The sequence below is a fragment of the Nonomuraea jiangxiensis genome, from assembly GCF_900099965.1.
GTDB classification, from domain to species: Bacteria; Actinomycetota; Actinomycetes; order Streptosporangiales; family Streptosporangiaceae; genus Nonomuraea; species Nonomuraea jiangxiensis.
In genome coordinates, this window is sequence record NZ_FNDJ01000046.1 from 1 (window position 1) to 25,685 (window position 25,685).

Consider the following 25,685-nt stretch of genomic DNA (forward strand, 5'->3'; position numbering starts at 1 on the left):
CAGGGCCGATGCGTTCTCGGCTGATGGGACGCTCGCGGCGCGTTGAGGCCGGGCGGTTGAGGGGGCACCCCGGGGTATAGATGGCAAACGCGACCCCTGATGATCGTTGGGTGTCTACGCCAGTCGATCAAGAACAGGGGCCGCGTTCGCGTGCCATCATCCCCGATCGACGTGCTCGCCCGCCACCTGGAGCACGTCACCATCGCCGACCCACCGGGCGACCTGCCCGATCTGCCGACCCTGGCCCAGGTCCTGGACGCCATCCCCGACCCGCGCAGCCGTCGCGGACGCCGCTACCGGCTCGGCCCACTGCTGGCGTTATCCCTGCTGGCCGTCCTCAGCGGAGCGACCTCCCTCGTCAAGATCACCCGGTTCATCGCCGGGTATGACCCCGCGCTACGCCAACGAGCCGGTCTGCCCGGCACCGTACGGCTGGCCGCCAGCACCCTGGGTCGCCTGCTCGCCCGCCTGGACGGCGACGACTTCGACACCGCCACCTGCGCCTACCTGGCCATGCTCGCCGCCGACGCATCACCCACCACCAGCCCGCCCTCAGCCCGGACTCCGCTCACCGGCCTGGCCGTGGACGGCAAGACCCTGCGCGGCAGCCGCACTGCCGGCGGCACCACGGTCCATCTGCTGGCGGCCACTCGCCATGACACCCAGACCGTCGTGGCCCAACGCCAGATCGACGCCAAGAGCAACGAGATTCCCGCCTTCACGCCCCTGCTGTCCGGGCTGGACCTCACCCACATGGTGATCACCGCCGACGCCCTGCACACCCAGCACGAACACGCCCGCCACATCATCGCCGCCGGCGGCCACTACCTGTTCATCGTCAAGGGCAACCAGCCCACCCTGCACCGCCGGCTCAAGGCCCTGCCCTGGCGGGAAGCCGTGTTGAACGACCGTACCGACGAGCAAGGCCATGGCCGCCGCGAGATCCGTCGCATGAAGATCTGCACCGTCCGCCCCAACCTGCCCTTCCCCCACGCCGCCCAGGCCATCCAGGTCAAACGCCGCCGCACCGACCACCGAACCGGCAAGACCACCATCGTGACGATCTACGCCATCACCAGCCTCCCACCCGGACGAGTCACCCACCCCCAGCTCGCCGCGCTGATCCGCGGGCACTGGAGCGTCGAGGTCCTGCACCACACCCGTGACGTCACCTACCGCGAAGACGCCTCCCGCGTCCGCACCGGCACTGCACCCCGGATCATGGCCAGCCTCCGCAACCTGGCCATCGGCCTGGCCCGCCTGATCGGCTGGACCAACATCGCCGCCGCCACCGACCACTACCGCAGCCACCCCGCCGACGGCCTTCAACTACTCGGTCTTACGACATGAGAACGCTTCGGCCCTGCCGTACGGGGAGGTTGGAGTCTTGGAAGAACGCGGACACGGCGGGGAAGAGCGTGGGACGAAGGGCCCGGATTTCTGTGAATTCCGGGTATTTCTCCGGCAGGCGGCCCAAGCGTACCAACACCGCTTCGGCATCGTTGCTGACTTCGTCGGTAATGGATCCCAGCCACTCCAGCAGTTCCTGACGTAAGGGATACCGCTGGCCATCCTCGCGACTTGGCACCAAGGTATCGGTCCGCGGATCGCTGAGGAACGCGGCGACGCAGAAGGCTGCCGGGCCTGTCGCGGAGTAGAGAGTATTTTGATGGTGCACCCGGCCGTTGAGGTGACGGACGGCTTCGGCCTGGGCCTCTGGAGTGCCAAGGAGGAGGTCGGCCAGCGCGGCAGGGGTGTCCTCGGCCGTACCCCCAGCGTGTTCGAGCGAAGCCCAGTCGGTCTGCCAGATCAGCGCAAGTGGATCTGACGGAGACTCCGTCACATTATTGATCGCCATGTTGCAGTATGGCTCGTTGCGTGCACGGAGATTGCGTACAGCAGTCGATACAGCAATACCGCCTTACAGGATCACCCTCCACCGATCCGCGACCACCATCTGAGCAGGGCGAGATCCCGCTGACGAGGTAGCCACCCTTCCCTTGTAAACAGAAGGTCAGGGGTTCGATTCCCCTCGTCGGCTCTGCAACAGGAAGCCTCTGAACAGGCGATACGCCGTCAGGGGCCTTTCCGATATTCAACCGGTGTCTTCGGTGTCTTCGGTGTCTTCGGGAGGCACCTTGGGAGCCACCGGGGGCTGTTCCCCAGGAGAGCGGTGGAGATGGCCCCAGTTGCCGTCACTCCAGTGCATCTCTCATGCCCTGGGCACCCTGCTCCACGTCGTGTCCGAGGTCCTCGGCCATGCCAGCATCGCCATCACCAAGGACGTCTACGGTCACCTACTCGAAGGCGACCGGCGCGCGAAGCTCGTGCGGGTGCCAGTGGCCAAGACGGCGGCGACGCGCCGCCGCGCGGGCCGAGCTTGCGCGCGCTGTTCGTGCGGCTTGGGGGCCGTTCTCGCGCGCGGCCCGTCGCTCCGGCCGCGTTCGAACTGTTCCATGGCAGACTCGTCCCCTACGCTCAGCCCATGGAGAAGCACCCCTTAATCAGAGTCTTCATGGCCTTAGGAGTTACGGTTCTTGCCGTGGCGGCCTATCAAGCTGTTGCCTACTCGGGAAACTGGGTTTGGTACCCCGGACGCCCGATCACCTTGGCCCTGGTCGGCATGGGGTTCATCTTTGCCGCCGGAGTGCTGGTCCTGAACGAACGCAAAGATCGCTAATAGCTCCCATCCAGCTTCCAACATTGAACAAGCCTTCGGCGGGGGCACTCCGGCTCCGGGATGACCGCCGAGGTACGCGCGGAGCCGTAGGTGGCTGAGGTGGAAGCCTGATCATCCCGCTCGCCATCGACCCGGGACAAGCCGCTTCCCCTTCGGGCGGGTCGACGGCAGACGGGATCAGGCAGGCGATGTGCGCGCGTCGCGCAAGAAACACCAGGTCGCGGGCTGATCACCGGGCCATTGCCGGGCCATTAAGGGAGTAACGGAGGGGTCAACAACGGTCACTCAGGGCTGAGCTTCCGCCCAGCTCAGCGCCCCAGCGGGTCGTGATCGATGTAGTTCCATGCTGACAGCGCGGGTTCGATTCCCGTTACCCGCACTCATTATGAAACGCCAGGTCAGGGATGGGTTCCCGACCTGGCTTCGATCGTTTTCGGGGCTGTTTTCGATCTTCCGTGCCCGTTATGTGCCTTCACCCTGGCTCACCGGGCAGCGTGATAAACCATGGGTCGTCTCCGGGGCTGCTCAATGGGACATCTTTGGGATACACCTGCTGGGGTTGTTTCCTTGGGATAGGAGGATGGCTGTACCAGTCGTATCCGTTGGCCCACCCATCAAACCACTCGGCCAAGGACGGCGCCGTGATCACGATCCCAACCTCGGGCGACTGCTCTTCGGGAAAGTCCCACGCGTCGCCATCCCAAAGGCAGACGGGGTTACCGGGCTGAGTGAGCGACACGTACCAGTACATGGAGCACCCGGCACCTACGAGAGGGAACCCCAGCACCTTGCTGAGATCGGGATCTTCTTCGAAGAGTGTCAGCGCGTCTTGATGCTCCCGGGGAACAGAATGTTCCTTGGACGGTAAGTGAAGAAGATCGTAGGCGGGGCCGAAACCGCCGTTGCTCACCTCGGTGTAGACCCTTCGGAGAAGCTCCGGCAGTTTGTGGCCGATGCGTTCTTCGCAGGCAAGAAGGTCCGCATGAGAGATCGGGGGGCATGGGGGCTCATGCGGGGTGTTGCTGAAGTACTTGACGGCTTCGGAGGCACCGGATTCCAAGGCGGCGTCCATGAGATGGTCTTGAGGTTCTGACCCCCAGTACAGCCCGGTCATGCTGTCGCCTTCATCGGACAACTGGCGCATCCGATAGCTACTGATGCGGCTTGTGACGCTCTCCCCGTATTCGCTTTTGAGCCAGTCCAGGGGGACGAAAACCTCGTCGTGTCGGCGGGCAGGGTCCCAGGCCCGCCGTCGAATACGCTCGATCAGATCATCGTGTGACATGGACGACAGAATGCCAGCGCAGGTCCATTTAATGTCCTGCCGTGTGCGGTAACGAGCGGGTGGAACTGGCGCAGGTCGGACGCCTTCGCCGGCGCCGCTGCGACAGTCCTCAGGCGACGCTCAAGGTTGTCGACGCGGTCGTTCAGGCTGCGCAGCACCTCGGCCACATGCCGCAGTTCGGCGGACGTCATCCGCGACCTCGACAGTCTCTGCACGGCAGGGCGCCGCGCGAGGCGGTCAAGCTGACACAAGGCGGGACGTCGGCCGGGGCCCGGTGGTTTCGGCCAGGAATGCCTCTTCGCCATTGAGCTATCCCCGACGGGCCGGCGGTCGCTCTCGAGGGCAGGGCCCTCGGCTCGCCGGACGCGCTCGTGGGGCGGATCCTGCTGGTGGACTCAGGGGTGAGCGGCCTGCCCGCACCGGCCCTCACAGGTGGACGGGTGGGTCGTCGGGGCCGCGGCTGGGCGGTTGTGGCGCGTACGCGAGTGACGGAGGCACAGAGGTAGACCTGGCTCACAGCTGCGGCGGCGGTTCTGGCCTGGAGTGTGGGTCCGTACCCGGGTGGCGCCGGGTACGGACCCACGAGGCTAGTTGATGGTGAACTGGGTGCCGGGCTGGCGGACGATGTCGCCGTCGGCCGAGTTGGTGATTGTCACGTTCGTCAGCGTCGCGCTGCCTCTGGCTCCGCTCATTGCCAGGATGCCGGCGCCGTTGTTGGACTTGTCGATGCGGACGTTGGTGATCTGGACGCCCGGTACGTTGCCGCCGCCCGTCTTGAACTGGATCCCGTCGTAGGTCGAGTCATGGATCTCGGTGTCGCGGATGACGACGCCGGGGATGTCCCGCCCCTGCGCGAAGATCGTGATGGCGCCGAACTCCTGCTGCTCGCCCCAGAACACGCCGCCGGTGCGGTGGAGCGCGTTGTTGGCGATGAGGGTCTGGCCGGAGAACGGCAGCGGGTCGTGGTCGGTCGCCAGCATGATGCCGGGGTAGTTCATGGTGTCGTAGATCAGGTTGTTCTCGATGCTGTTGCCGTAGCCGCCGTAGATCGCGATGCCGTTGGCCCGCCAGGGCAGTTGGATGGTGTTGTTGATGAAACGGTTGTCGTGGCCGATGTCCACCGAGGTGTCCTTGACGTACTGGTTGGCCCAGACCGCCAGGGAGTCGTCGCCGGTGTTGCGGAAGGAGGAGTTGAACACCCGCGAGTTCCGCGTGCCGTTGGTGAAATTGATTCCATCGGCGTAGGTGTTGCGGATGCGCATGCCGGTGAACTCCAGCCCGTCACCCGGATTCCACAGCTCGGGGATGTTGCTGTAGTCGCGGCCGACCCAGACACCGACGTTGGCGTGTTCGATCCAGACGTTGCTGATCCGGGTGTTCTTGCCGAAGCGACCGTTGAGCCCGACGCCGCCCTCGGCGCCGCCTGCGCCGCCGCGGATCCGGCCGGAACCGAAGATCGCGATGTCAGAAATTTGCACGTTTTCGTCGATGTCAAAACCGAAGTTGCCCTCATGCGGGTGGTTGATGCCGCCCTGCACCAGGTGTGGCTCGGTCAGCGTGTACAGCTGGGAGTGCCACATGCCCGCGCCGCGAATGGTGACGTTGCGGATGCCCACCTGGTTGTGGCTGCCCCGGTTGAGCGGGTCGTCGGTGAGGATCTTCTGCTCCTGGCGCCACTGGCCCGCCGGGATCCAGACGCAGCCGATCACGCCGTTCTGGTCGTCGGTCACCGCGCGCTGGATCGCGGCGGTGTCGTCGACACCGTCATTGGGCACCGCGCCGTACTGGGTGATCGACACGCAGCCGGAGGGCTGACTGGCGGGCGGCGCCACCTGCTCCAGGTCGATCAGGTCGATGATGTAGAAGGAGGCGGTGTCGCCCGCGTCGCGCTGCAGCCTGAACTTGGTGCCGGGCGGGTAACTCTGCGCCAGCAGCGCGTGCGACTCGTCGAACAGCCGGCGCGCGTTGGCCTGCGGCGTCTGCGTCAGCCCCTCGGGATCGTCGGTCGTGCCGTACAGCCAACTGTGCTTGCTGGTCAGGTTGAGCTTCTGGGCGAATGCGCCGTTGATGTAGAGGCTGATCGTGGTGTCGATGCCGCCGCCGCCCGGGGCGTCGGGGATCGAGTTGCGTACCACGATCGAGTTGGCCTGGTTGGCCGAGGTGAACTCGACGTACTGGCCGGTGCTGTTGAGCCGCACCGACTTGCGTCCCGACGACTCGGTGGCGAAGTTGGTGTGCCCGAAGGTCCGCTTGGCGTCGGTCTCCAGCAGGGTGCCGTTGTGGCTGGCCGTCTCCGCCTCGTAGGAGGTGTACGGCACCGCCGCGCCGCGCCCGACGACGATCGACTGGGTACGGGTGTTGTTGCCCTCATTGGTCTCGGCCACGACGTTCGTGGCATCCGCTGTGGCCAGGATGGTGGCGCCGCCGCTGGTGGCGGTCCAGGTGCCGGTGATGGCGACGTTGGCGGTGGCGCCCGCGGCGATCGTGGCGGTGTTGCCGTTCAGCGTGGTGCCGCCCACGCTCACGCGGGTCACGGAGGCCGCCGCCGCGCTGGTGCCGCGGTTGTTGACCGCGACGGTGAAGCTGACCGGGGCGCCGACCGCAGGGTTGGCCGGACTGGTGGTGATGCCGGTGACCTGCAGGTCGGGTCCGGGCGCCTGGCTGACCGTCAGGGTGGCGCTCGCGGCGTTGTTGCTCTCGCTCTGCTCGATGAGCGTGTTGTCGGGGTCGGCGGTCGCGGTCACCTGGTGGGTGCCTTGGCCGCGAGTGCCGATGCTCTGCGTGACCGTGGTGGAAGCACCGGCGGCCAGCGCGGGTACGGCGACCGTGCCGGCGGGCGTGCCGCCGACCGAGAAGGTCAGGTTGTCGGCCGGGGCCGCGGCGCTGCCCGCGTTCCTGACCGTCGCCGACAAGGTGATCGCCTGGGTCTCGCTGGGCGTGGCCGGGGACCACGCCACCTCGGTGACCGTCAAGTCGGGATTGGGCGCCATCGTGCCGAACACCTGGAACTCCGCGACCTGCCCGCCGGGCGCGCCGGTGTTGGAGGTGAACCTGAGCTGCACGTCGGCGACGGTTCCCGAGACCGGGATCGTCACGCTGTTGCCGCTGGCGGGGGCGAAGCTGTAGTTGGTGGCCGAGGTCAGGTTGCTGTAGCCGGTGGCGCTCTGCTCGCGGCCCAGGACCTGGATGTTCTGGGTACGGGGGCCCCAACTCGGATCGGGGTTGAGCTTGACGACGACCGACGTGACGTTGGCGTTGGCGCCCAGCTTGACGGTCAGCGTGTTCGGGAAGGCGCCGGAGTTGGCCTCCCAGTAGGTGGCGAGGTTGTTGTCGTTGGCGTTGGCGGCGACGAAGGAGTGTACGTGGCCTGACTCGACCATCTCCTTGCCGATTGCCAGGTTCGTACCGGGATCGCCGGTGCCCTGCCTGGTCACCGAGTTGCTGTTGGGCGACTCGTTGCCCGCCGCGTCCCTGGCACGTACGAAGTAGGTGACGGTGGCGTTGGTGGGCTGGGTGTCGGTGTAGGTCAGCACGTTGCCGGCGACGCCGGCTTTGAACTGGTTGTTGGCGTAGATGTCGTAGCCGGTTACGCCGACGTTGTCGGTGGAGGCCGACCAGGTCAGCCGGATCTGCCCGGCGGCCGGCTGGGTGTAGGCCAGGTTGCCGGGTGCGGTCGGGTCCTGGGTGTCGCCTCCGGTGGCGGTGCCGTAGATCTCGAACTCGGAGATCTGGCCGGCCGGCCAGCCGGTGTTGGCGGTGATGAGGGCCCGCCAGTAGCGGTGGGTCGCGGCGGGGAAGTCGATCGTCACCGTGTTCCCCGAGGCCGGGTTGAAGGTGTAGCCCGCCGCAGCCTTGACGGTGCTGAAGGTCGTGCCGTTACCGCCCTGGATGGTGATCGTCTGGGTGCGGGTCTGCCACGCCGCCGGGGCGGGCACCTTCAGCACGATCTGGTCGACGCTGGTCGGGGTGCCGAGGTCGACCTGGGCCCACTGCGGGAAGCTGTTGTTCGCGCTCTCCCAGTAGGTGGCCTGGTTGCCGTCGTTCATGTTCGACACCGGGTATTCGGGCTGCGAGGTGCTGGCTTGGGTCGCCTTGCCGGGCGACAGGTTGGGCCCGGCCGCGGCCTGGGCCGGTAAGGCCCAGGCGAGCAGGAGCAGGACGGTGGAGAGGGCGATCGCGGCCGATCGTAACGGCTTGCTCATGCGCTTTCTTCTCTCGTCGAGTGCCTTGGGAGGTGGTCGGCAGGTGCACCGGTTGAGAATTGCGAGAAATTGCCATTGAACTAGCGCGGGGCTGTTAGATTCTTGCGTAACGTTGGCCGAATGTTACATAGGGGCTACGGGCGCGTCAACGGTTCGAAAAGTCTGCTTGTCAGGGCTGCGGGGCGGACCGGTGAGGCTGCGACAACCCGGTGCGGTCCCTGAGCCGGTGCCGAAGACCGCCGCCGCGTTCGCTGGAGGCACGCCCCCGCTCGTCACATGCCGAAGCCGTCGTCGGCGAGTCCATGCGGCGGAGCAGCGCACTTGATCCAGGGCCGGCCTTTTCCAGGAGCGGTTCGGGTGCATGGCGTACCGCGCCGCCTTAACGTCAGCCGCCTGCCCCTGGTCGCGCCGCCGACCCATGCAGCACGACGATCGCCACGGGGTGGCCGAGGCCTGACGTGGCCAAGGGCGATCGAAGATTCAGCGTTCGTTCCTCACCCTGGCTCACCGGGGAACGTGGCTAATCACCGCACGGGCTGACAAGGTCACGAAAGTCTCTCCACGCCCATGGTGCAGCTCACAGAAAAGGGAACCCCCATGGCAGTCCTTCGCGCGAGTGCCCTCGATAGCCTGCGCATCTACTGCAGCTCCTGCTTTCTCATCACAGAGGTGAAGGACGGTGTGCCCATGGGCAGCCCCTCGCCAGGTGATGGCACGAGGCATACGCTTCCCAGGATCGGGGCAGGTCCCAACGGGGTCAGCATCACCAGTGCAGTTACCCCTGGGGCAAGAGACTCCCGAGGTGGCCCGATCTACGTCCGCTATGAACTCTGGGATGCCGAGCCCGCTCCGCTCCCCTCCTGGGATCGCATGTGGGAAGGCCAACTGCACCTGCGCACCGGCCTGATCGGCATCGTGGAAGACTCCGGGGACCCGTACATACCTGACGAGTACCTCGAATTCGACACGGGCAAGCGGGGCGGTATCTGGTCGGCTCGGGTACTGACCAGACTCCTGTCCAACACCGAGGAACCCGACTTCCCTGTCGGCATCGTCGAGGTCGATCTCTACCGGATGCAGCTCTGGCCGCCCCAGCCGGCATAGCGCCGCCTGCCTTCGGCGGGCTCTCCACTTTTGGCCCCTGACTTGGCACGCGCCCCGAAGGGTGTTTGCTAACGGGCTACTGCGAGCGACTCCGGTGTCAGGCGACGTCAGCCAGGGCGGCCAGGAGATCGACGGCTTCGCGGATGTAGCGCCAGGCCGTGGTGGTGCCGATGGCGAAGCCGCCGGCCAGACGCGCGTAGGTGTCGCCATTACGCAGGTGGGCCAGGACCAGCAGGGCTTGCCGGGCCGGGTCTAACCTCCGCCACCGGGAGCGGCGTTCGGCGCGCCGGGTGCGGATGAGTTCGGCCAGGCGGGTCAGGGTGCGGTTGGACAGCGGAATGGAGGCACGGTAAGACAGCAACGAGGCTCCCGGTTGGGGCATCGGATCTTGGTCGACTGCTGTCTTATCGGGAGCCTCCTCTCATCCGCCACCGCTCCCCGCAAACCCATCCTGACCAGTGCCGTCACGATGAAAAGAGCTCAGTGCTCTAGGTTGGCTCGGGTGCAGGATGGGCGGCGGAGCTATCGGTACGTTGGACCGGCCGACGTGAAGGCGGCGATCCGCCCTGGTGGCGAAGGTTGTCCGATTCGTTCGAGGGTTGACTTCGACCGCTGGGTCGTGGAGCGATCTGGGGCGGAACTGGTCGAACCGTTCACCTTCGTCATCGACACGGACGGCGGCTTGCGGCTGGCACCCCGGCGCAGCGAACATGTCGCATGTGCTGGCGGCCGGCCGGTCCTGAGCGCAGGTGAGATCGGGTTCGGCCGTGAGGAAGGCCGGTGGGTGGTCGCCGAGGTCAGCAACCACTCGACCGGATACTGCCCGGACACCAGCTCATGGCCGACGGTCGCCGAAGCTCTGCGTCGGGCCGGTCTGGGGCATCCGCCCGGATTCACCGATGAGGTGGTGTTCCGGCGATGCCCTACCTGCCAGGAGCACAACATCGTGCGAGAGGACGACTTCATCTGCGTCTTCTGCGGGAGTGCCCTGCCTGCGCTGTGGAACGTGGACCCCTTCGGCCAATGCCCGTGAACAAGCTGGTCGTCAGGCGCTTCGCCAGGCGTCGGTGACGCAGGACTCCTCGAAGTGCCACCAGCCGTCTGCTTGGCCTCGCGTCAGCAGCGCCTTGATCTGCCTGAGGTCCGCGTCAGCCGGTACGGTGAAGGCGACCAGCGGAAGCTTCGCGCTGAAGGATTCCCCGCCCAGGCCGAACCGGGCAAATTGCTCGTGTGCGGCCTGCGCGCTTGGCCCCAACGGTCCACCGGGCACCGGCAGGCCCCTGACCGTGCAATTGCCCGAGGCTTCCGCCCGCTCACAGGCCCAGTGAAGACCCTCGTCATCGGTGACGGCATATCTACGCCCTCCGTCCGCTGACGCAGGCGGTGGTCATCACGCTGAACGCCGATCTTCTCCTGGCGGACCTCGCCGACGATCTTGCGGCAGCCCGGTATCCGTTAGTTGCCGGCTGATGAAGCGCGACTCCTCCTGACGTGAACCCGGGGCGGACGCGCTGAAGCGAGTTGGCATCTGATCTTGTCTCACCCGTCTGCGAGGATCTTGCACTCCATGCACCTGAAGTGACGGAGTTACATGACATGGGCGATGAGCGGCCTGAGGGCTCAGAGGTGTATCGCTACTACCAGCGGTTGCTTAAGGGGAACTGGCTGGAGACCGGGATTTGCTGGACCGTTGTCGTTCCGGATGACGGGAAGCCGCTCACGCTCGCCGAGGTCGGCGAACGGGTGAGTGGCGGCGTGAGTCACGAAGTTCACGAGGTGGCGCGCTTCGAGGAGGACTACTCCGACGGGGGCGGCTGGGCAGTGTTGGTGGGTCGGTCCGGTTCGGTGACCGAATTGTTCGAGTACAACGGGTTCCACAGTGTCCATTCCCCGGTGCTTCCGCGGCTCAGTGCCGGTGCCCGCGCTTACAGCGTCTACTGGAACGTGAACGCCAACAACCGCATCGGCTTCGCCGCCGACGGGGAGATGCTTCTCATGGTCGATGCCATGTACCCGGAGAGGTGGGTACATGAGCCGAATCTCGGGCTCTGGCCAGAGCTGATGACCATGGCGCCGCACTTCAGGTGGAGGAGAGGCAAGAGCTGGCGAGCGGCTGCGCTGGCGACGATCGAGTTGACCACGGGAGCTCGGTTGAGCCTGGAGTGGCTTGAGCAGGAGCGTCCGTATCTCACGTGTCAGGACCCCGTGGTGGGCTGAGGCTGTGGAACCTGGTGTCGGCTGACACTCTTTCACTATTCGAATAGTGAAAGGGCGTTTTGGTTGATCGAGTTCAGCCTGGACCGCGGTTCGGGGGTCTCGACGTACCTGCAGCTTGTGCACCAGGTCAGGCAGGCGTTGCGGCTTGGTACGTTGCGGCCCGGTGATCAGTTGCCGACCGCTCGGGAGGTGGTCGAGAGCCTGGCCATCAATCCCAACACCGTGCTCAAGGCGTACCGGGAGTTGGAGCGGGACGGGCTGGTCGAGGGGCGGCCGGGCATGGGGACGTTCGTTCGGCAGGGGGTCGCGGGGGCGACGCTCGCCGAGCACACGCGGCTGCGGCGCGGTCTGGAGGCGTGGGTGCGCGAGGCCCGCGCGGCCGGGCTTGGTCAGGAGGATCTGCGGGCGCTGTTCACCGTGGTGCTGGCCGACACCGGCAAGGAGGGCGTGGCATGAGGCCCGCGGTGGAGGCGACCGGGCTGGGGGTCCGGTATCGCCGTACGTGGGCGTTGCGGGACTGTTCGCTGGCCGTGCCCGCAGGACGTGTGGCGGCGCTCGTCGGGTGGCTGTACTCGTTCGCGCTCGGCACCGCGGCCGGCACCCTGTTCCGTCGGACGTTGTACTACCACCCGCCGTCCCGGTTCTGGGGCTTCCAGTGGACCGAGGCGGGGATTCTGGGGCTCGCGTCGTTGGTCCTCGGCGGTCTGGCCGTGCGCCGTGTTCTCCGCAGCCCCGGCTGACAGGGCGATGAGTTCGGGGTCGGGGGCAGGTCTATGTACGTGCCCGGCGCGGAGCCGGAACGCCAAGGAGGACACCGTGGGCATGATTCACATCGACCTGTTCGCGACGCTCGACCTGGTCGGCCAGGCGCCGGGTGATCCGGAGGAGGACCCGGACGGCTTCGAGTTCGGGGGATGGCAGGCGCCCCTGTTCGACGAGACGGTCGGGCAGCATGTCGGTGCCGGGATGGAGGGCATGGACGCCCTGCTGCTGGGGCGCAGGACGTACGACATCTTCGCCGCGTTCTGGCCGAACCAGGTCGACGGCGTGGACGGCGGGATCGCCACGCTGTTCAACGGCATCCCGAAGTACGTCGCCTCGCGCGGCAACCCGGACCTCGGCTGGGCGGGCTCGACGCGGCTGGGACCCGACCTGGCGAGCGCCGTGCGCGAGGTGCGTGACAAACATGAGCACGTCCACGTGATCGGCAGCCTGAACCTGGTGCAGACCCTCCTACGCGAGCGCCTCTTCGACCGGCTGAACCTGTGGATCTTCCCCATCGTGCTCGGCGTCGGCAAGAAGGTGTTCGACGGTGGCGCCGTGCCCGCCAACCTGGAACTCCTCGAACCGGCCGTCACCTCGGCCAAGGGCGCCGTGCTCCTGCGTTACGGCCTGGGCGCGGGGACTCCCGGCACCGGGGACATGCGACGCGAAGACCGCGGCGTTGGTTCGAGGTGAGTTGCACGGACGCCAGCGCGCGCAGGACGGCCTCGGTGCGTAGGTGAGGTCGACGGGCATGCCGTTCAGCGTTCTTACGCCGGCGTGTCGCCGCGTACGCGCCGTACGAGGTCGGCGGCGGCCTCCGGCCACCGGGGATGGGCGAAGGCGAAGCCTGCTTCGAGCAGGCGGCCGGGGACGACCCTGCGGCTTTTCAGCAGGAGTTCGGTGTCGGAGCGCAGCACGAACGCGCCGGCCTCGGCCATCCACTTCGTCGCGGGCAGTCCCACCGGAGCACCCCACGCGGCACGCAGCACGCGCATGAAGGAGCGCTGGGGGAGGGGGTCGGGGGCGGCGAGGTTCACCGGGCCGGTGAGGTCGTCCCGATCGGCCAGGAACTCGACGGCGGCGACGAGATCGTGGTCGTGGATCCAGGACATGTACTGGGCGCCGCCCGCGACCGGGCCGCCGAGGCCGAGCCGCACCATGCGCAGCAGGGCGTCGAAGACGCCGCCGCGATCGGGGCTCATCACCATGGCGGTGCGCAGGCTGACCTTGCGCGTGTGCGGGGTGTCGGCTTCCTCCTGGGTTCGCTCCCACGCCCTGGCGATGTCGATGCTGTAGGCCCAGTAGCCAGGAACGCCGGGTTCGGTGCCGCCGAGCACGCCGGTCGCCTCGTCGTTGGGCGCGTCGAAGCGGTGGGAGTAGATGGTGGCGGTGCTCATCTGCAGCCAGGCCCGGGGCGGCCGCGCGGCGGCGGCGATCGCCTCACCCACGACCCGGGTGGAGCGCACCCGGGAATCCATCATGGCCCGCAGATTGGCCGGGGTGTAACGGCAGTTGACGCTGCGCCCGGCCAGGTTGACCACGACGTCGCTGCCGTCGATCTCCTCCGCCCACGGCCCCAGGGTCTCGCCGTCCCAGCGGACCTCCCGGTCGCGCGTCGGCCTCCTGGTCAGGATCACGACCTCATGGCCCGCGGTGGTCAGAGCCTGCCTGAGGATCGTCCCCACCTGCCCGGTGCCCCCGGGTATCACTATCTTCATCAGGTCCCCCAGGTCTCGGGACCAGCCTACCCGCCGTGTTGAACACGTTCAAAGGAATCACCCAGCGAGGGCGCCTGCCAGGATGGGCAGGTTGAAGATGGCGTGCGCGCCGGCGCACAGCAGCAGGTCGCGGAACATCCAGTAGAGGCCGACCAGCAGCAGCGATCCCACGGCGACCATGGTCAGCGTGGTGGCCCAGCCCGAGCCGGGCACGTGCCCGCCGACGAACAGCACGTACGACACGAGCGCCGCCGCCCAGGGCCGCCCGGTGAGGTCGATGATCCGCTCCATGAGCAGGCCGCGGTAGAAGAGCTCCTCGACGACGGCCGCGTTGGCGATCAGGTGGAGGCTCCCGGCGATCGACAGGCCCGCCATGATCTGCCCCGACTGGGAGCCCTGGTCCGGGCCCGCGCCCACGACGAACCCGTACAGGACGACACCGACCACCAGCGCCAGGACGGACAGTCCGACGGTGACCAGGACGTCCCGTACGCGAGGGATGCGCACGCCCACCGACGACAGCGGCCGCCGTTCCACGGTCAGGACGAAGGCCAGCAGCAGCGCGGCGGCGAACCAGCGTGCCGGCAGGACGACGTCGAAGTTCAGCCCGCGATCGCCCGGCAGCCTCGCCAGGCGTTCCACGAGCGTGGGCACGTACCACAGCAGCACGCCCACGGCCAGCGTCACGAGAGGCGGTACGCGGACGGCGGTCTTCATCGCGCCCTCACGACCTTGGTCTCGGTCAGGCGGTCGAGCACCCGCCGCCGGTCGCCCCACACCACGGGCGCCCAGTCCAGCCAGGCGAACGGCCCCACGAGCAGGCTGAGCCGCCGTACGACACCGGTGACCGGATGGATGCGCAGCCCGGCCTCGGTCACGACGTGGAGTTTCATCAGGCGCTTGCCCGGGGTCGCGCCGGTCGCCGCCTCCAGCAGCCCCAGCCCGACGATCGACCACAGGAGGGCGAGCGGAACGCCCAGGCTGTAGAGCGGTCCGGCGTCGTCGTAGGGGGCGTTGTCGCACTGCCAGGGCACGAGGGACACGCACCCGTCGCCGATCTCGACGTACACGTGGGGCGGGAAGGCCAGCCCGAAGCCGGTCCCCAGCTCCGCGATCCGCAGGATGCCCTGGACGAGCAGCGCGAGCGTGACGCCGACGAGCGGCAGGTTGTCGATCACGACCGCGGCGAACCGCGCGTCCATAGGAGCGGGCGGCGCGGTCCGCAGCTCGGCGAACGTGGCCGCCGCCTCCTCCGGGGAGCCGAGGCGGCTCAGGGCGTGGGATAACTCGCCCGCCTCCGCCGCGTCCGACAGGTGCTCGCCGAGCTCCGCCTTGGCCCTGGCCCGGGACGGGCCCGTCAGGTGGCGCCCGACCCTTTCCGTGTAGTCGTCGATGATCTGCTGGTCATTGCTCATTCCTGCACCTCACCAAGCGTGTCGAGCAGCTGTCGCATCCCGTCGACCAGGCCGCTCCACTCCGTGCGCAGCATGGCGAGGTAGGTGCGACCGTCCGGCGTGATGACGTAGTACTTGCGCGGCCTGGAGCGTCCTTCCGCCTCCCAGGTCGCGAGGATGTGGCCGGAGTCCTCCAGCCGGTGCAGCAGCGGATAGAGCGTGCCCTCCTTGACCTCCAGGACCCCCTCGCCCGCCTGCCGCAGGACTTTCAGCAGCTCGTAGCCGTATCGGCGGCGAACGCTGAGGACCGACAGCACGGCCAGCTCGGTCGTGCCGCGGGCGAGCTCACGACGCAGACGTGCGATGGTCGCCGACCCCGGTGCCGCCTCGGTGTGCTCAGCCATGAGAGCACAGTACGACCCGATACCTTATGTGACAAGGTATCGGGTCGTACGAGGACGTACCGGTGTAATGTACGTTGCGAGGTGTGCCGAAGCGGATCCCCAGACAGGCGGCCAGGGTCGCGGTGCTGGATCCCGCCGGAGCGGTCTTCATGTTCCGGTACGACAACGAGGAGGTCGGCGTCCACTGGGCGATGCCCGGCGGCGGGATGGAGCCGGGCGAGAGCCCGCTGGCGGCCGTCGAGCGCGAGGTCCGCGAGGAGACCGGCTGGACCGACGTCGAGATCGGCGCCCTGCTATGCCTGTGGGAGCACGACTTCACGAGGAAGGGCGTCCCCGTCCGGCAGCACGAGCGCATCTACCTGGCGCGGGCCCCTCGCCGCGAACCGGTCGGCGAGCTCGCCGCCGCCCACGCCGAGGACAAGATCCAGAGCTGGCGATGGTGGACACCGGACGAGCTGTCCGGTGACACCGAGCCGCTGTGGCCGCCGCAGCTGCCGGAGTTGCTGGCCGGCGTGCGGCGGGACGGTCCTCCCTGGCGGCCGATCGACCTCGGGTTCGTCCCGAACGGCGGTGTCGTTTCTGTACAAGACCCGTAGAGTTGCGCCCGCCTAATCTGCCACTCGCAGTCAGTAATCACCGACGACATCGAGGAGCAGGGCAACATGGGCAAGATCGTTTCTAACTTCTTCATCTCGCTGGACGGCGTGGTGGAGTCCCCGGACCAGTGGCACTTCCCGTACTGGAACGACGAGATGGGCGCCGTGGTCGAGGAGGGCCTGCAGAGCGCGGCGGCGATGCTGATGGGCCGCACGCTGTACGACGAGTGGTCCTCGTACTGGACGAGCACGGACACCGACCCGGAGGTGGCCAAGTCGCTCAACGACGCCCGCAAGTACGTCGTGTCGAGCACCCTTGAGCGGGCGGACTGGAGCAACACCACCGTCATCCGCGGTGACGTCGCGGCCGAGCTGCGCGAGCTCAAGCGGCAGCTCGATGGCGACATCCAGATGTCGGGCTCCGCGACGACCGTGCGCTGGCTGCTCGCCAACGGGCTGCTGGACGAGTTGAAGCTGCTCGTCCACCCGATCGCGGTCGGCCATGGCAAGCGGCTGTTCGAGGACACCCCGACCCACCCGCTCAAGCTGGTCAAGTCCGAGACGTTCGAGACCGGCGTGCTCAACCTGACCTACGTCCCGGCCGCCGAGTGACCGAAGCCGGCGGGCGATGCCGGCCTTTCCCGGGAATAGCGGCTCGCCGCCTGCGCCCGACCCCCACGGCGCTGCCCGCCATGGTGATCGGAGAGCTGCTCGGCATCCCCGAGAGCGACTGGCGGGGGTCAGGCCCGCGCGGCGAGTGGGCGCGAAGGACGGCCCCGTACGGCGCACAGCAGGCGGTCGTCACCGCGCTGCCACAGCGTGCCGATCTCGGTGAAGCCCGCCTCCCGCAGCGCCTCGACGTGCTCTGACATGAGGCGCGACTCGGACCCGTGGTGGGCGGCCCCGGCGGTGGTGCGCTCCTCGCTCGCCTCGGCGAAGGCGGGGTCCGCCGTGATCGCCTCCCACCAGCTCCGCCAGTCCTCCGGCGGGTTCGCCCCGAACGCCCGCTCTGTCTGGCGCTCGTGCACGGCACGCTCCAGCCGGGAGAGCGTGGGCGTGACGTCGTCGGTGGCCATGTGGTCCGCGTTGAGCAGCACTCCGCCGGGACGCAGCACGGAGGCCAGCTCCGTGAACACCGCCTTCAGCTCGGGCCCGGAGATCCAGTGCAGCGCCGTCGTGCTGACCGCCGCGTCCACCGGCCGGTCCAGCCCGAGCAGTTTCGTCCAGCCACTCGTACGCAGGTCGGCCGGAACGAACGTGAGCTCCGGATAGGCCGCCCGGCCCAGCATGATCAGCAACGGGTCGGCGTCCACCGAGATCACCGTGGCCGCGGGCAGCCGCCGCAGCAGCCGGGCGGACAACGAGCCGGGACCGCACCCGAGATCGATGACCAGCGGGTCGGGGCGTCCCAGTGCCTCCACGGCGTCGATCAGGGCGGTGAACCGCTCCTCGCGCTCCGGTATGTACCCCTCCTGCTGGCGGTCCCAGCGCGCGATCCACTCCGTTGCGGCATCGTGTGTGAGCACGGACATCTCCTTGTAACTGTCTTTTAGACTTTGGACAGTCACAACATAGAACGCGAATGGGTAACTGGTCAATTGGACTTCAACAGTCACACGGATGGGGTCGTCAGGGTCGCGGTGGCACTGGTCAACGCGTTGACCCCGGGCGAGGAGCGGGGACGTCCCTTTCCCGGGCCCGTTTCCGCGGGTGAGGCCGCCACCCGGGCCCTGCGTACGGTCTATCCGTCCTACGCCGGGACCACCGAGCCGGACGGCGCCGCGCTGGCCGAGGTCGCCGCCCGCCTGCGTACGGTCTTCGCCGCCGTCGCCGCGGGCGACATCGACACCGCGGCCACGCAGGTGAACACGCTGCTGGTGGAGAGCGACGCCAGGCCGATGCTCGAAAGGCACGACGGCGAGCCGTGGCACCTGCACTTCCACGGCAGCGGCGGGACCGTGGCCGGGGACTGGGCGGCGAGCTGCGCCACCGGGCTGGCGATCGTGCTGGGCGGCGAGTTCCACGACCGCCTCGGAGTATGTACGGCGCCGCACTGCGACCGCGTCTACGTGGACGTGTCCCGCAACGGCACCCGCCGGTTCTGCTCCACGGCCTGCCAGAACCGCGTCAAGACGGCGGCCTTCCGCGCCAGGAACAGGTGAGGGACGCTTACGTCAGCAGGCGGATGGGGGCCTGGTCCAGGAACGCGTCGATGTCCTGCACGGCCTCGCGGAAATAGGTCCCGTAGTTGAGCTCGCTCACGTATCCCAGGTGCGGCGTGGCCAGCACGTTCGGCAGCGTACGGAACGGGTGGCCGGCGGGCAGCGGCTCGATGTCGAACACGTCCAGCCCGGCCCCCGCGATCCGCCCCGCCGCCAGGGCCGACACCAGCGCGTCCTGATCCACGATCGCCGCCCGCGCCGTGTTGACCAGGTAGGCGGTGGGCCGCATCAACGCCAGCTCGCGCTCCCCGATCAGCCCTCGCGTCCGCTCGCTCAGCACGAGATGCACGGACACGATGTCGGACTCGGACAGCAGCGCCTCCTTCGTGGGGGCCGGCCGCGCGCCCACGGCCGCGGTGCGCTCCTCGGTGAGGTGACGGCTCCAGGCCACCACGTCCATGCCGAACGCCCGCCCGACCTCCGCCACCCGGGAGCCGATCTTGCCCAGTCCGAGCAGCCCGAGCGTGCGGCCGTGCAGGTCGGTGCCGAGCGTGCTCTGCCACGGCCCGCCGGAGCGCAGCGCGCCGGCCTCGGTGAGCAGGTGACGGGTCAGGCCGAGGATCAGCGCCCAGGTCAACTCGACCGGCGGGGTGGAACTGCTGGCCGTGCCGCACACCGTGACCCCGTGGGCCCGGGCGGCGGCCAGGTCGACGGCGGCGTTGCGCATCCCCGAGGTGATCAGCAGCCGCAGGTTGGGCAGCCGCGCGAACACCTCGGCGGGGAACGGCGTGCGCTCCCGCATGATGACCACGACCTCGTAGTCGAGCAGGGCGGCCACCAGCGCGTCCTGGTCGGCGAAACGCTCGCGGAAGCTGGTGGCCCGCACCCTGGACCAGTCGGCCAGGCCGAGAGCGACCCCCTGATAGTCATCCAGAACGGCACATCGCAGCATGATCAGGCATCTTACGCCGCACCAACGGCCCTCTTGCCGGGCCGGTGGCCACGATCAGGCCGGCCCCCCTGCTCCAGCTCCCCGGTACGGCCGGGGAGCTGGAGCCCGTTCATTCGGCTGCCAGCCGTTCCGCCTCTTCGTGCAGTGCCAGGATCAGCGCCAGTTCGAGCCGGAGCTCGTCGAGACCGAGCACAGCGAGACCGTCTAGGGCGTGCATGGTAGGCCTCCCTGACCATGAGACGCCCCAGCAGCATCAGAGGTTTACTACGTCTCACTCCTGAAACGTTCCCAGGCCGATTGTCGTGTCATGCCGAGCGCTCCGCCGATGCGCTCCCAGCTCACGTCCCGGGTGCGCAGGGCGCCGACCCAGTCGCGCAGGTTGTCGTCGACCTGTGCCTGCACGGCGGCGATTTTCGGAAGATGGTCGAGAATCTGCTGATCCGTCATGCTCTCCCACGTCGGTAGCCGTGGATCGGTGGTGGCGGCGCGCCGTTCTTGTTCCAGGATTTCGTTGCACAGCCCGATGCACTCATCGCAAATGTGTACGCCGGGACCGGCAATCAGCTTGTTCACCTCGCCGCTCTTCTTGTGACAAAAGGAGCAATGGAGGTTTTCCTTCCAGTCAGGCATGGCCTGACGGTATCGCGTCAGGCGGCGCCTGACAACCCCGATCGGCGGCCCAGCTCGACCTGTGCCCGCAGGATGGCCCGCCGCTCGTCGGTGATCCTGTCGCAGAGCGTCGCGTAGGCGACGAGGATCTTGTGGTAGGCCGCCCGCGCCTGTTCGAGCTGATCGCGTACGTGCAGGACACGCTCCACGTCGCCGTCCCGCTCGGCCTCGGCCAGCAGCGCGTGGGCCTCGTCCACGATCTCCCCCGCCCGCGCCCTGGTCCGGCTGAGCAGGGCGGAGCATTCGTACAACTCTCCCAGCCGGGCCGAGGAGACGATGAACTCGGCCGTGTGCACGGCCGACTCGTCCGCCGTCCGCCCACGGAGATCCGATCCCATTTCGCGCCACCTCCCCTTCAAGGTTGCCTAACTGTAGACGCGCGACCCCGCCGTGGGGATCACCGGGAACCTCGCGGTGGAACCTAGCGATCCCGGCGCGGAGGTTTCTATGCCCGGGAGGAAAATCCTTTTCCCCGAGGCCCATTTGGTGCGAGCCAAATATGGTATTTGGCGGCCTTGTTGAGAGTGTCGGTGAAATGCCATGAATCGCCGTGGTCAGCAAAAGCCGGGGACGAAGACGTCCGATCGGCCCCCATGAGGACGCGTGCTCGTCACATACTGAAACGGAATGACAGCGCAACGTGACCTTGAGGCGGCGGTGGTGGCGATCTCAACGACGGGAGACGGTGACGACGCGGTGGACGTCAGCGTCGTCGTCCCCGCGCACAACTGCCGGGCCTATCTGGACCGATGCCTGACCTCGGCACTGGTGCAGCGGGTGAAGAAGCAGATCGTGGTCGTCGACGACGGCTCCACGGACGGCAGCGGCGAGCTGCTCGACCTCTACGCCGCCTACCACCCGGCCGTCGTCAAGGTCGTCCACATCGGGGCCAGCGGCGGCGCGGGCCGGCCGCGCAACGTCGGCATCGAGCACGCCACCGGCCGCTACGTCTTCTTCTGCGACGCCGACGACTACCTCGGCCCCGAGGCACTGGAGCGCATGGTCGCGATGGCCGACAGGAACGGCTCCGACATCGTGCTGGGCAAGGTCGTGGGGCACGGCAGGCGGGCCCCGGCGTCGATGTTCCAGCACGGCGCCGACCGGGCCGAGCTCGGTGACAGCACCGTCTACAACAGCCTGAGCTGCTTCAAGCTCTTCCGCAGGGAGCTGCTCGAACGCCACCGCATCAGGTTCGGCGAGGGACTGCTGGTCGGCGAGGACATCCTGTTCACCGTGCACGCCTACTGCCACGCCGAGGCGATCTCCGTGGTGGCCGACTACGACTGCTACCACCTGGTGTCCAGGCCCGACGGCACCAGCATCATGCAGCAGCCCGGCAGCCGGGACCCGCTCGCCTGGCTGGCCATGATCCGGGGGCCGATCCGGCTCATGGCCGCGCACGTCGAGCCCGGCCCGCTCCGCGACCACCTGCTGCGCAGGCATTTCAGGCTGGACATCTTCGCCCAGCTCGGGACCGTGTTCCTGGAGAGCGGCGATGTGCGGCGCAAGGACATCGCGCGGGAGGTGGCGGCGCTGTGCGACGAGTGGTACACACCCGGCGTGCACGAGCGGCTCAACAGCATCGACCGGCAGCGGGCGACCGCGCTGGACGACATCGACCGGCTCATGCGCCTGGCCCGCATCGAGAACGCCGCCGTGCGGCGCCGCCTGACCGCGCTGCGCTGGGAGGGCGACCACCTGGTGGTGGCGGGCGCCGCCCGGCTCGACGGCATCAGCAGGGACGACGGCCTCGCCGTGGTGCTGCGCTCCCGGTACGACCCGGCCGCCGAGGTGGTGGTCGCGGCCGAGCGGTCGGGCGGCGAGTTCACCGCCCGGGTCGACGTGGCCGCGCTCGGCCCCGGGATCTGGGACCTGCGGGTGGCGGTCGAGATCGAGGGGGTGGTACGGCTGGGCAGGCTCGGCGCGGATCGCGACAGCGGCGTCACCCGCCCGCCACCCCGGCTGATCGGCGGCGTCGTGACCCTGCCGTACTTCACCCGGGACAACGGCAACCTGAGCATCGACGTCGGCGGGCACGTGGTGGCGGTGCCCGGCTCGGCCAGGCTCGTCAGGACCCGGTGGGGGCTCGGGCAACGGCTGCTCATCGACGGGGAGATCGAGGTCGCCGGCACCACTCCGGCGAGTTCGGCGCTCAGGCGGGTGGTCTGGCGTGAGCGGCACACCGGCCGCGAGCGGCCGGAGGGGGTGCTGGCGCTGCCGGAGGGCGGGTTCTCGGCCGGGTCGGCCGTGGGCCGGTTCCCGCCCGGCACCTGGGACGCCTACCTGGAGCTGGACCTGGGCGGGCCGCCCGCGCGGTTCAGGATCGAGACCGACGCGAAGACGGTGGCGGGGCCGCACAAGTGGTGGTGGGTCGCCCTGCTGCGGACCGTGCGGCCGTACGCGACGTCGGGGAAGGGGCGGCTGAGCGCGGTGGTCCGGCGGCTCACGGCCAGGACGATCGTGAGAAGAATCATGCAGTAATTGCCAACTATGTGCAGGTGCAAGCCGATGTCCTAAAGTAGGAGCGTTTGACGTCGTTCCCCCCCTGCGGAGGCAGTGTCGTGCACGTACCCGATGGCTTCTTCAACGCGGTCACATCCATCTCGGCGGGAGCAGTCGCGGCCGCCGGGGTGGCGGTCTGCCTGCGTGGCGCGCGGCGTGAGCTGGACGACCGGACCGCGCCGATGGCCGGGCTGGTCGCGGCCTTCATCTTCGCCGTCCAGATGCTGAACTTCCCCGTGGCCGCGGGGACCAGTGGCCACCTGCTGGGAGGCGCGCTGGCGGCCATACTCGTCGGGCCCTATACAGGCGTGTTGTGCATGGCCGTGGTGCTGCTGGTGCAGGCCGTGTTCTTTGCCGACGGCGGGCTGACCGCGCTGGGCGTCAACATCTCCATCATGGGCATCGTCACCGTGCTGGTCGGCTGGGGGATCTTCCGCCTGGTCACCAGGGTGACCAGGAGCCGGGGCGGGATCACGGCGGCGGCGTTCCTGGCCGCGCTGGTGTCCGTGCCGGCCTCCGCGCTGGTGTTCTCCGTGCTGTTCGCGATCGGCGGGACCGCGCCGATCGACCCCATGGCGGTGGCGGCCGCGATGGGCGGCGTGCACGTGCTGATCGGCGTCGGCGAGGGCGCGATCACGGCGGTGACCGTGGGTTCGGTGCTCGCCGTCCGCCCTGACCTCGTGTACGGCGCCCGTGGCCTGGCCCGGCCGCTGATCCTGCGTGGCGCCGAGGGCGAGAGCACGACCGTCGGCGTGCCCGAGCCGGTCGTGGCCACCCGCCGGCTCAAGCCGTTCCTGCTCGGCGGCGTGGGCGTGACGCTGGTGCTGGCCGGGCTCGTGTCCTTCTTCGCCTCCTCCTCCCCCGACGGGCTGGAGGCGGTGGCCGAGAACAAGGGCTTCCTCGGCCAGGCGTCCGACCACCATTTCGGCGCGTGGGCGCTGGCCGACTACGGTGAGGTCGGCGGAATCCCCGTGGGCGTGGCCGGGATCATCGGCGTCGGGCTCGTGCTGCTCATCGCCGGGGCGGTGGCCTACGCCGCGCGGGGTCGGAACAAGATCAAGGTGTGATTCGTGGGCGCTGGGCATCATCACCGGCTCTACCTGCCGGGCGACTCGGTCGTGCACCGGCTGCCGCCGCAGTGCAAGCTGCTGGCCGTGCTCGCCTTCGCCGTCGTGGTGGTGGCCACGCCGCGCGAGCGCTTCTGGGCGTTCGCCGGCTACGCCGTCCTGCTTCTGGCGGTGGCGGTGGTCGCGCGGGTGCCTCCGGGATACGTCGCGCGGCGGATGGCGATCGAGCTTCCCTTCGTGGTGTTCGCGTTCCTCATCCCGATCATCGGGATGGGGGAGCGGACCACGGTGCTGGGCCTCTCGCTGAGCGTGCCGGGGCTCTGGGCGGCCTGGAACATCCTGGCCAAGGCCACGCTCGGGGTGATCGCCTCGGTGCTGCTGGCGGCCACCACGGAGCCGCGGGTGATCCTCATCGGGGCGCAGCGGCTCAGGCTGCCGAGCCTGCTGGTGCAGATCGCCATGTTCATGCTGCGCTACCTCGACGTGATCGTGGACGAGATGCGGCGGATGCGGGTGGCCAGGGAGTCGCGCGGGTTCGCGGCGCGCGACTTCCGGCAGATCCCGGTGATCGCCAGGTCCGCCGGGGCGCTGTTCATCCGCTCGTACGAGCGGGGGGAGCGGGTGCACCTGGCCATGCTGAGCCGGGGATACTCAGGTCAGATGCCGATAATTCAGGATATTTCGGCATCTGCTAGACAGTGGAGCGCCGCGCTCGCCCTGCCCGCCGTCGCCCTCGCAGTGTTGGGACTCGCCCTGTGACCTCTGTGCACTCCCTGGAAGTCAAGCAGCTCGCCTATGCCTATCCCGACGGCACGCAGGCGCTGTTCGGCGTGGACCTGTCGATCGCCCGCGGCGAGCGGGTGGCCCTGCTCGGCCCGAACGGCGCCGGCAAGACCACGCTCGTCATGCACCTCAACGGCATTCTCACCGCAGGGCACGGCAGTGTGGCCGTGGCGGGCACCCCGGTGCGCAAGGACACGCTCAAGGAGATCAGGCAGCGCGTCGGCCTGGTGTTCCAGGATCCCGACGACCAGCTCTTCATGCCCACGGTCCGGGACGACGTGGCCTTCGGCCCGGCCAACGCGGGGCTGCGGGGCGAGGAGCTGGACCGGGTGGTCAAGGACGCGCTGGACCGGGTCGGCATGCTGGAGGCCGCCGACCGGCCGCCGCACCACCTGTCGTTCGGGCAGCGGCGCCGGGTGGCGGTGGCCACGGTGCTCGCGATGGCGCCCGAGATCCTGGTGCTCGACGAGCCCTCCTCCAACCTGGACCCGGCCGCCCGCCGGGAGCTGGCGGAGATCCTGCGCTCCCTGGAGGTGACGGTGCTCATGGTGACGCACGATCTTCCGTACGCGCTGGAGTTGTGCGAGCGCTCGCTCATCCTCTCCGGTGGCGTGATCGCCGCGGACGGCCCCACCCGTGAGCTGCTCGCGGACACCGAGCTGCTGGCCGCGCACCGCCTGGAGCTCCCGTACGGCTTCGCCATTCCCGCGGTTTGAGGGCCAATTGCGCCTGATCTATCAGCTTGTTCATAGTTTGTCCGTGCCCGCTATCCGGGGATGTCGAAGTACAGTGGCTCATCGAGGAGGGGCCAAATGAAGCTGCGGCTTGCGCGACACGCCCTGGGCGATGCCGTGGTGGTGGCCGTTGAGGGAGAGCTTGACCTGTTCACCGCACCGTTCCTGCGCGACGAGGTGCGTGATGCCATCAAGCAGGACGGCGCCAGGCTCGTGCTCGATCTGCAGCAGCTGTCGTTCATGGATTCCAGCGGCCTGTCGGTGCTGATCGAGGCCTGGCGGCTGGCGACGGGAGAGGGCGGCGGCGTGTCCCTGGCGGCGCCCCAGGCGCCGGTGGCGCGCATTCTCCGCACGACCGGGCTGGACCGGCGGATCAAGGTGTACTCCGACGTGGACAGCGCCGTGGGGGAGATTTAACCGCCCCCGAGTAGAACTTCATTCGGTAGGCGGG

28 protein-coding genes and 2 pseudogenes are annotated in these 25,685 nt (G+C 68.4%); 16 read left to right on the forward strand and 14 right to left on the reverse strand.

The window, feature by feature from the left end:
• Nucleotides 1–150: 150 nt before the first annotated feature.
• Entirely contained in the window at nucleotides 151–1,350 is a 1,200-nt protein-coding gene (locus tag BLS95_RS50845; protein ID WP_218135763.1) for an ISAs1 family transposase, read from the forward strand.
• Here the strand turns inward: BLS95_RS50845 and BLS95_RS50850 are convergent.
• On the reverse strand, nucleotides 1,340–1,858 hold the full coding sequence (locus BLS95_RS50850; RefSeq protein ID WP_090946849.1) for a hypothetical protein: 519 nt from the start codon (nucleotides 1,856–1,858) through the stop codon (nucleotides 1,340–1,342). The two genes, BLS95_RS50845 and BLS95_RS50850, sit on opposite strands and share 11 nt — an antisense overlap.
• Nucleotides 1,859–2,485: 627 nt before the next feature.
• Between BLS95_RS50850 and BLS95_RS55160 the strand changes: the two genes are divergently transcribed.
• Nucleotides 2,486–2,680, forward strand: a complete 195-nt coding sequence (locus tag BLS95_RS55160; protein ID WP_143044262.1) for a hypothetical protein — start codon at nucleotides 2,486–2,488, stop codon at nucleotides 2,678–2,680.
• Between the two features lie 472 nt (nucleotides 2,681–3,152).
• On the opposite strand, the gene BLS95_RS50855 is transcribed toward BLS95_RS55160, so the two are convergent.
• From BLS95_RS50855 to BLS95_RS50860, 3 genes are all read right to left on the reverse strand, one after another.
• Complete coding sequence (locus BLS95_RS50855) at nucleotides 3,153–3,965, reverse strand: SMI1/KNR4 family protein (protein WP_090946850.1); 813 nt, start codon at nucleotides 3,963–3,965, stop codon at nucleotides 3,153–3,155.
• Complete coding sequence (locus BLS95_RS56525) at nucleotides 3,947–4,156, reverse strand: hypothetical protein (protein WP_176993858.1); 210 nt, start codon at nucleotides 4,154–4,156, stop codon at nucleotides 3,947–3,949. Before BLS95_RS56525 ends, BLS95_RS50855 begins: the two co-directional genes overlap by 19 nt.
• Nucleotides 4,157–4,552: 396 nt before the next feature.
• Nucleotides 4,553–8,167, reverse strand: a complete 3,615-nt coding sequence (locus BLS95_RS50860) for a CARDB domain-containing protein (protein WP_090946851.1) — start codon at nucleotides 8,165–8,167, stop codon at nucleotides 4,553–4,555.
• An 870-nt stretch (nucleotides 8,168–9,037) separates the two neighbouring features.
• Here BLS95_RS50860 and BLS95_RS50865 point away from each other — a divergent pair.
• The gene (locus BLS95_RS50865) at nucleotides 9,038–9,271 is read left to right on the forward strand and encodes a hypothetical protein (RefSeq protein ID WP_090946852.1); all 234 of its coding nucleotides are present in this window, start codon (nucleotides 9,038–9,040) and stop codon (nucleotides 9,269–9,271) included.
• A gap of 106 nt (nucleotides 9,272–9,377) precedes the next feature.
• On the opposite strand, the pseudogene BLS95_RS50870 reads toward BLS95_RS50865, so the two are convergent.
• Nucleotides 9,378–9,632, reverse strand: a pseudogene (locus tag BLS95_RS50870) (helix-turn-helix domain-containing protein); the annotation flags it as partial.
• A gap of 186 nt (nucleotides 9,633–9,818) precedes the next feature.
• Between BLS95_RS50870 and BLS95_RS50875 the strand changes: the two are divergent.
• The gene (locus BLS95_RS50875; RefSeq protein WP_245765778.1) at nucleotides 9,819–10,304 is read left to right on the forward strand and encodes a hypothetical protein; all 486 of its coding nucleotides are present in this window, start codon (nucleotides 9,819–9,821) and stop codon (nucleotides 10,302–10,304) included.
• Nucleotides 10,305–10,316: 12 nt separating this feature from the next.
• Here BLS95_RS50875 and BLS95_RS50880 read toward each other — a convergent pair.
• Nucleotides 10,317–10,601 (reverse strand): annotated as a pseudogene (locus BLS95_RS50880) (DUF4265 domain-containing protein); the annotation flags it as partial.
• Nucleotides 10,602–10,867: 266 nt separating this feature from the next.
• On the opposite strand from BLS95_RS50880, the gene BLS95_RS50885 reads away from it, so the two are divergent.
• From BLS95_RS50885 to BLS95_RS50900, 4 genes are all read left to right on the forward strand, one after another.
• Nucleotides 10,868–11,488 carry a DUF6461 domain-containing protein gene (locus BLS95_RS50885; RefSeq protein ID WP_143044263.1) on the forward strand — a complete coding sequence of 207 codons (621 nt, stop codon included), beginning with the start codon at nucleotides 10,868–10,870 and terminating at the stop codon, nucleotides 11,486–11,488.
• Nucleotides 11,489–11,551: 63 nt separating this feature from the next.
• Entirely contained in the window at nucleotides 11,552–11,944 is a 393-nt protein-coding gene (locus BLS95_RS50890; protein ID WP_090946855.1) for a GntR family transcriptional regulator, read from the forward strand.
• A complete protein-coding gene (locus BLS95_RS58725; protein WP_090946856.1) occupies nucleotides 11,941–12,228 on the forward strand; it encodes a hypothetical protein in 288 nt (95 codons plus the stop codon). The genes BLS95_RS50890 and BLS95_RS58725 overlap by 4 nt, the downstream gene beginning before the upstream one ends.
• 82 nt (nucleotides 12,229–12,310) lie before the next feature.
• Nucleotides 12,311–12,946 carry a dihydrofolate reductase family protein gene (locus BLS95_RS50900; RefSeq protein ID WP_245765782.1) on the forward strand — a complete coding sequence of 212 codons (636 nt, stop codon included), beginning with the start codon at nucleotides 12,311–12,313 and terminating at the stop codon, nucleotides 12,944–12,946.
• Between the two features lie 74 nt (nucleotides 12,947–13,020).
• Here BLS95_RS50900 and BLS95_RS50905 read toward each other — a convergent pair whose 3' ends face one another.
• Genes BLS95_RS50905 through BLS95_RS50920 form a run of 4 tightly spaced genes read right to left on the reverse strand, consistent with a single transcriptional unit; the run spans nucleotide 13,021 to nucleotide 15,769 of the window.
• Entirely contained in the window at nucleotides 13,021–13,971 is a 951-nt protein-coding gene (locus BLS95_RS50905) for a TIGR01777 family oxidoreductase (RefSeq protein WP_090946858.1), read from the reverse strand.
• A 57-nt stretch (nucleotides 13,972–14,028) separates the two neighbouring features.
• The gene (locus tag BLS95_RS50910) at nucleotides 14,029–14,688 is read right to left on the reverse strand and encodes a CPBP family intramembrane glutamic endopeptidase (protein WP_090946859.1); all 660 of its coding nucleotides are present in this window, start codon (nucleotides 14,686–14,688) and stop codon (nucleotides 14,029–14,031) included.
• Nucleotides 14,685–15,386: an RDD family protein gene (locus tag BLS95_RS50915; protein WP_090946860.1), complete on the reverse strand. Its 702-nt coding sequence runs from the start codon at nucleotides 15,384–15,386 to the stop codon at nucleotides 14,685–14,687. Before BLS95_RS50915 ends, BLS95_RS50910 begins: the two co-directional genes overlap by 4 nt.
• Nucleotides 15,383–15,769 (reverse strand): PadR family transcriptional regulator, encoded by a 387-nt coding sequence (locus tag BLS95_RS50920; protein ID WP_090946861.1) that lies wholly within the window; start codon nucleotides 15,767–15,769, stop codon nucleotides 15,383–15,385. The genes BLS95_RS50915 and BLS95_RS50920 overlap by 4 nt, the downstream gene beginning before the upstream one ends.
• An 83-nt stretch (nucleotides 15,770–15,852) precedes the next feature.
• On the opposite strand from BLS95_RS50920, the gene BLS95_RS50925 reads away from it, so the two are divergent.
• Entirely contained in the window at nucleotides 15,853–16,365 is a 513-nt protein-coding gene (locus BLS95_RS50925; RefSeq protein WP_176993859.1) for an NUDIX hydrolase, read from the forward strand.
• Nucleotides 16,366–16,431: 66 nt separating this feature from the next.
• On the forward strand, nucleotides 16,432–16,977 hold the full coding sequence (locus tag BLS95_RS50930) for a dihydrofolate reductase family protein (RefSeq protein WP_090946863.1): 546 nt from the start codon (nucleotides 16,432–16,434) through the stop codon (nucleotides 16,975–16,977).
• A gap of 128 nt (nucleotides 16,978–17,105) precedes the next feature.
• Here the strand turns inward: BLS95_RS50930 and BLS95_RS50935 are convergent, their stop codons facing one another.
• The gene (locus BLS95_RS50935; protein ID WP_090946864.1) at nucleotides 17,106–17,891 is read right to left on the reverse strand and encodes a class I SAM-dependent methyltransferase; all 786 of its coding nucleotides are present in this window, start codon (nucleotides 17,889–17,891) and stop codon (nucleotides 17,106–17,108) included.
• 72 nt (nucleotides 17,892–17,963) lie between these two features.
• Between BLS95_RS50935 and BLS95_RS50940 the strand changes: the two genes are divergently transcribed.
• Complete coding sequence (locus BLS95_RS50940) at nucleotides 17,964–18,527, forward strand: CGNR zinc finger domain-containing protein (RefSeq protein WP_090946865.1); 564 nt, start codon at nucleotides 17,964–17,966, stop codon at nucleotides 18,525–18,527.
• Between the two features lie 7 nt (nucleotides 18,528–18,534).
• On the opposite strand, the gene BLS95_RS50945 is transcribed toward BLS95_RS50940, so the two are convergent.
• The 3 genes from BLS95_RS50945 to BLS95_RS50955 all read right to left on the reverse strand — a co-directional run bounded on the left by BLS95_RS50945 (nucleotide 18,535) and on the right by BLS95_RS50955 (nucleotide 20,486).
• Nucleotides 18,535–19,479, reverse strand: coding sequence for a D-2-hydroxyacid dehydrogenase family protein (locus tag BLS95_RS50945; RefSeq protein WP_245765779.1), 945 nt, complete (start codon nucleotides 19,477–19,479; stop codon nucleotides 18,535–18,537).
• A 264-nt stretch (nucleotides 19,480–19,743) separates the two neighbouring features.
• On the reverse strand, nucleotides 19,744–20,109 hold the full coding sequence (locus BLS95_RS60120; RefSeq protein WP_090946867.1) for a ClpX C4-type zinc finger protein: 366 nt from the start codon (nucleotides 20,107–20,109) through the stop codon (nucleotides 19,744–19,746).
• Between the two features lie 17 nt (nucleotides 20,110–20,126).
• Nucleotides 20,127–20,486 (reverse strand): hypothetical protein, encoded by a 360-nt coding sequence (locus tag BLS95_RS50955; protein ID WP_090946868.1) that lies wholly within the window; start codon nucleotides 20,484–20,486, stop codon nucleotides 20,127–20,129.
• Nucleotides 20,487–20,775: 289 nt separating this feature from the next.
• Here BLS95_RS50955 and BLS95_RS50960 point away from each other — a divergent pair, with 289 nt between their 5' ends.
• From BLS95_RS50960 to BLS95_RS50980, 5 genes are all read left to right on the forward strand, one after another.
• Nucleotides 20,776–22,629: a glycosyltransferase family 2 protein gene (locus BLS95_RS50960; protein ID WP_090946869.1), complete on the forward strand. Its 1,854-nt coding sequence runs from the start codon at nucleotides 20,776–20,778 to the stop codon at nucleotides 22,627–22,629.
• An 80-nt stretch (nucleotides 22,630–22,709) separates the two neighbouring features.
• Entirely contained in the window at nucleotides 22,710–23,717 is a 1,008-nt protein-coding gene (locus tag BLS95_RS50965) for an energy-coupling factor ABC transporter permease (RefSeq protein WP_090946870.1), read from the forward strand.
• A 3-nt stretch (nucleotides 23,718–23,720) separates the two neighbouring features.
• Entirely contained in the window at nucleotides 23,721–24,476 is a 756-nt protein-coding gene (gene cbiQ, locus BLS95_RS50970) for a cobalt ECF transporter T component CbiQ (RefSeq protein ID WP_090946871.1), read from the forward strand.
• 5 nt (nucleotides 24,477–24,481) lie between these two features.
• Complete coding sequence (locus BLS95_RS50975; RefSeq protein WP_090946872.1) at nucleotides 24,482–25,216, forward strand: energy-coupling factor ABC transporter ATP-binding protein; 735 nt, start codon at nucleotides 24,482–24,484, stop codon at nucleotides 25,214–25,216.
• A gap of 96 nt (nucleotides 25,217–25,312) precedes the next feature.
• Entirely contained in the window at nucleotides 25,313–25,651 is a 339-nt protein-coding gene (locus tag BLS95_RS50980; RefSeq protein ID WP_090946873.1) for an STAS domain-containing protein, read from the forward strand.
• Nucleotides 25,652–25,685 lie beyond the last annotated feature (34 nt).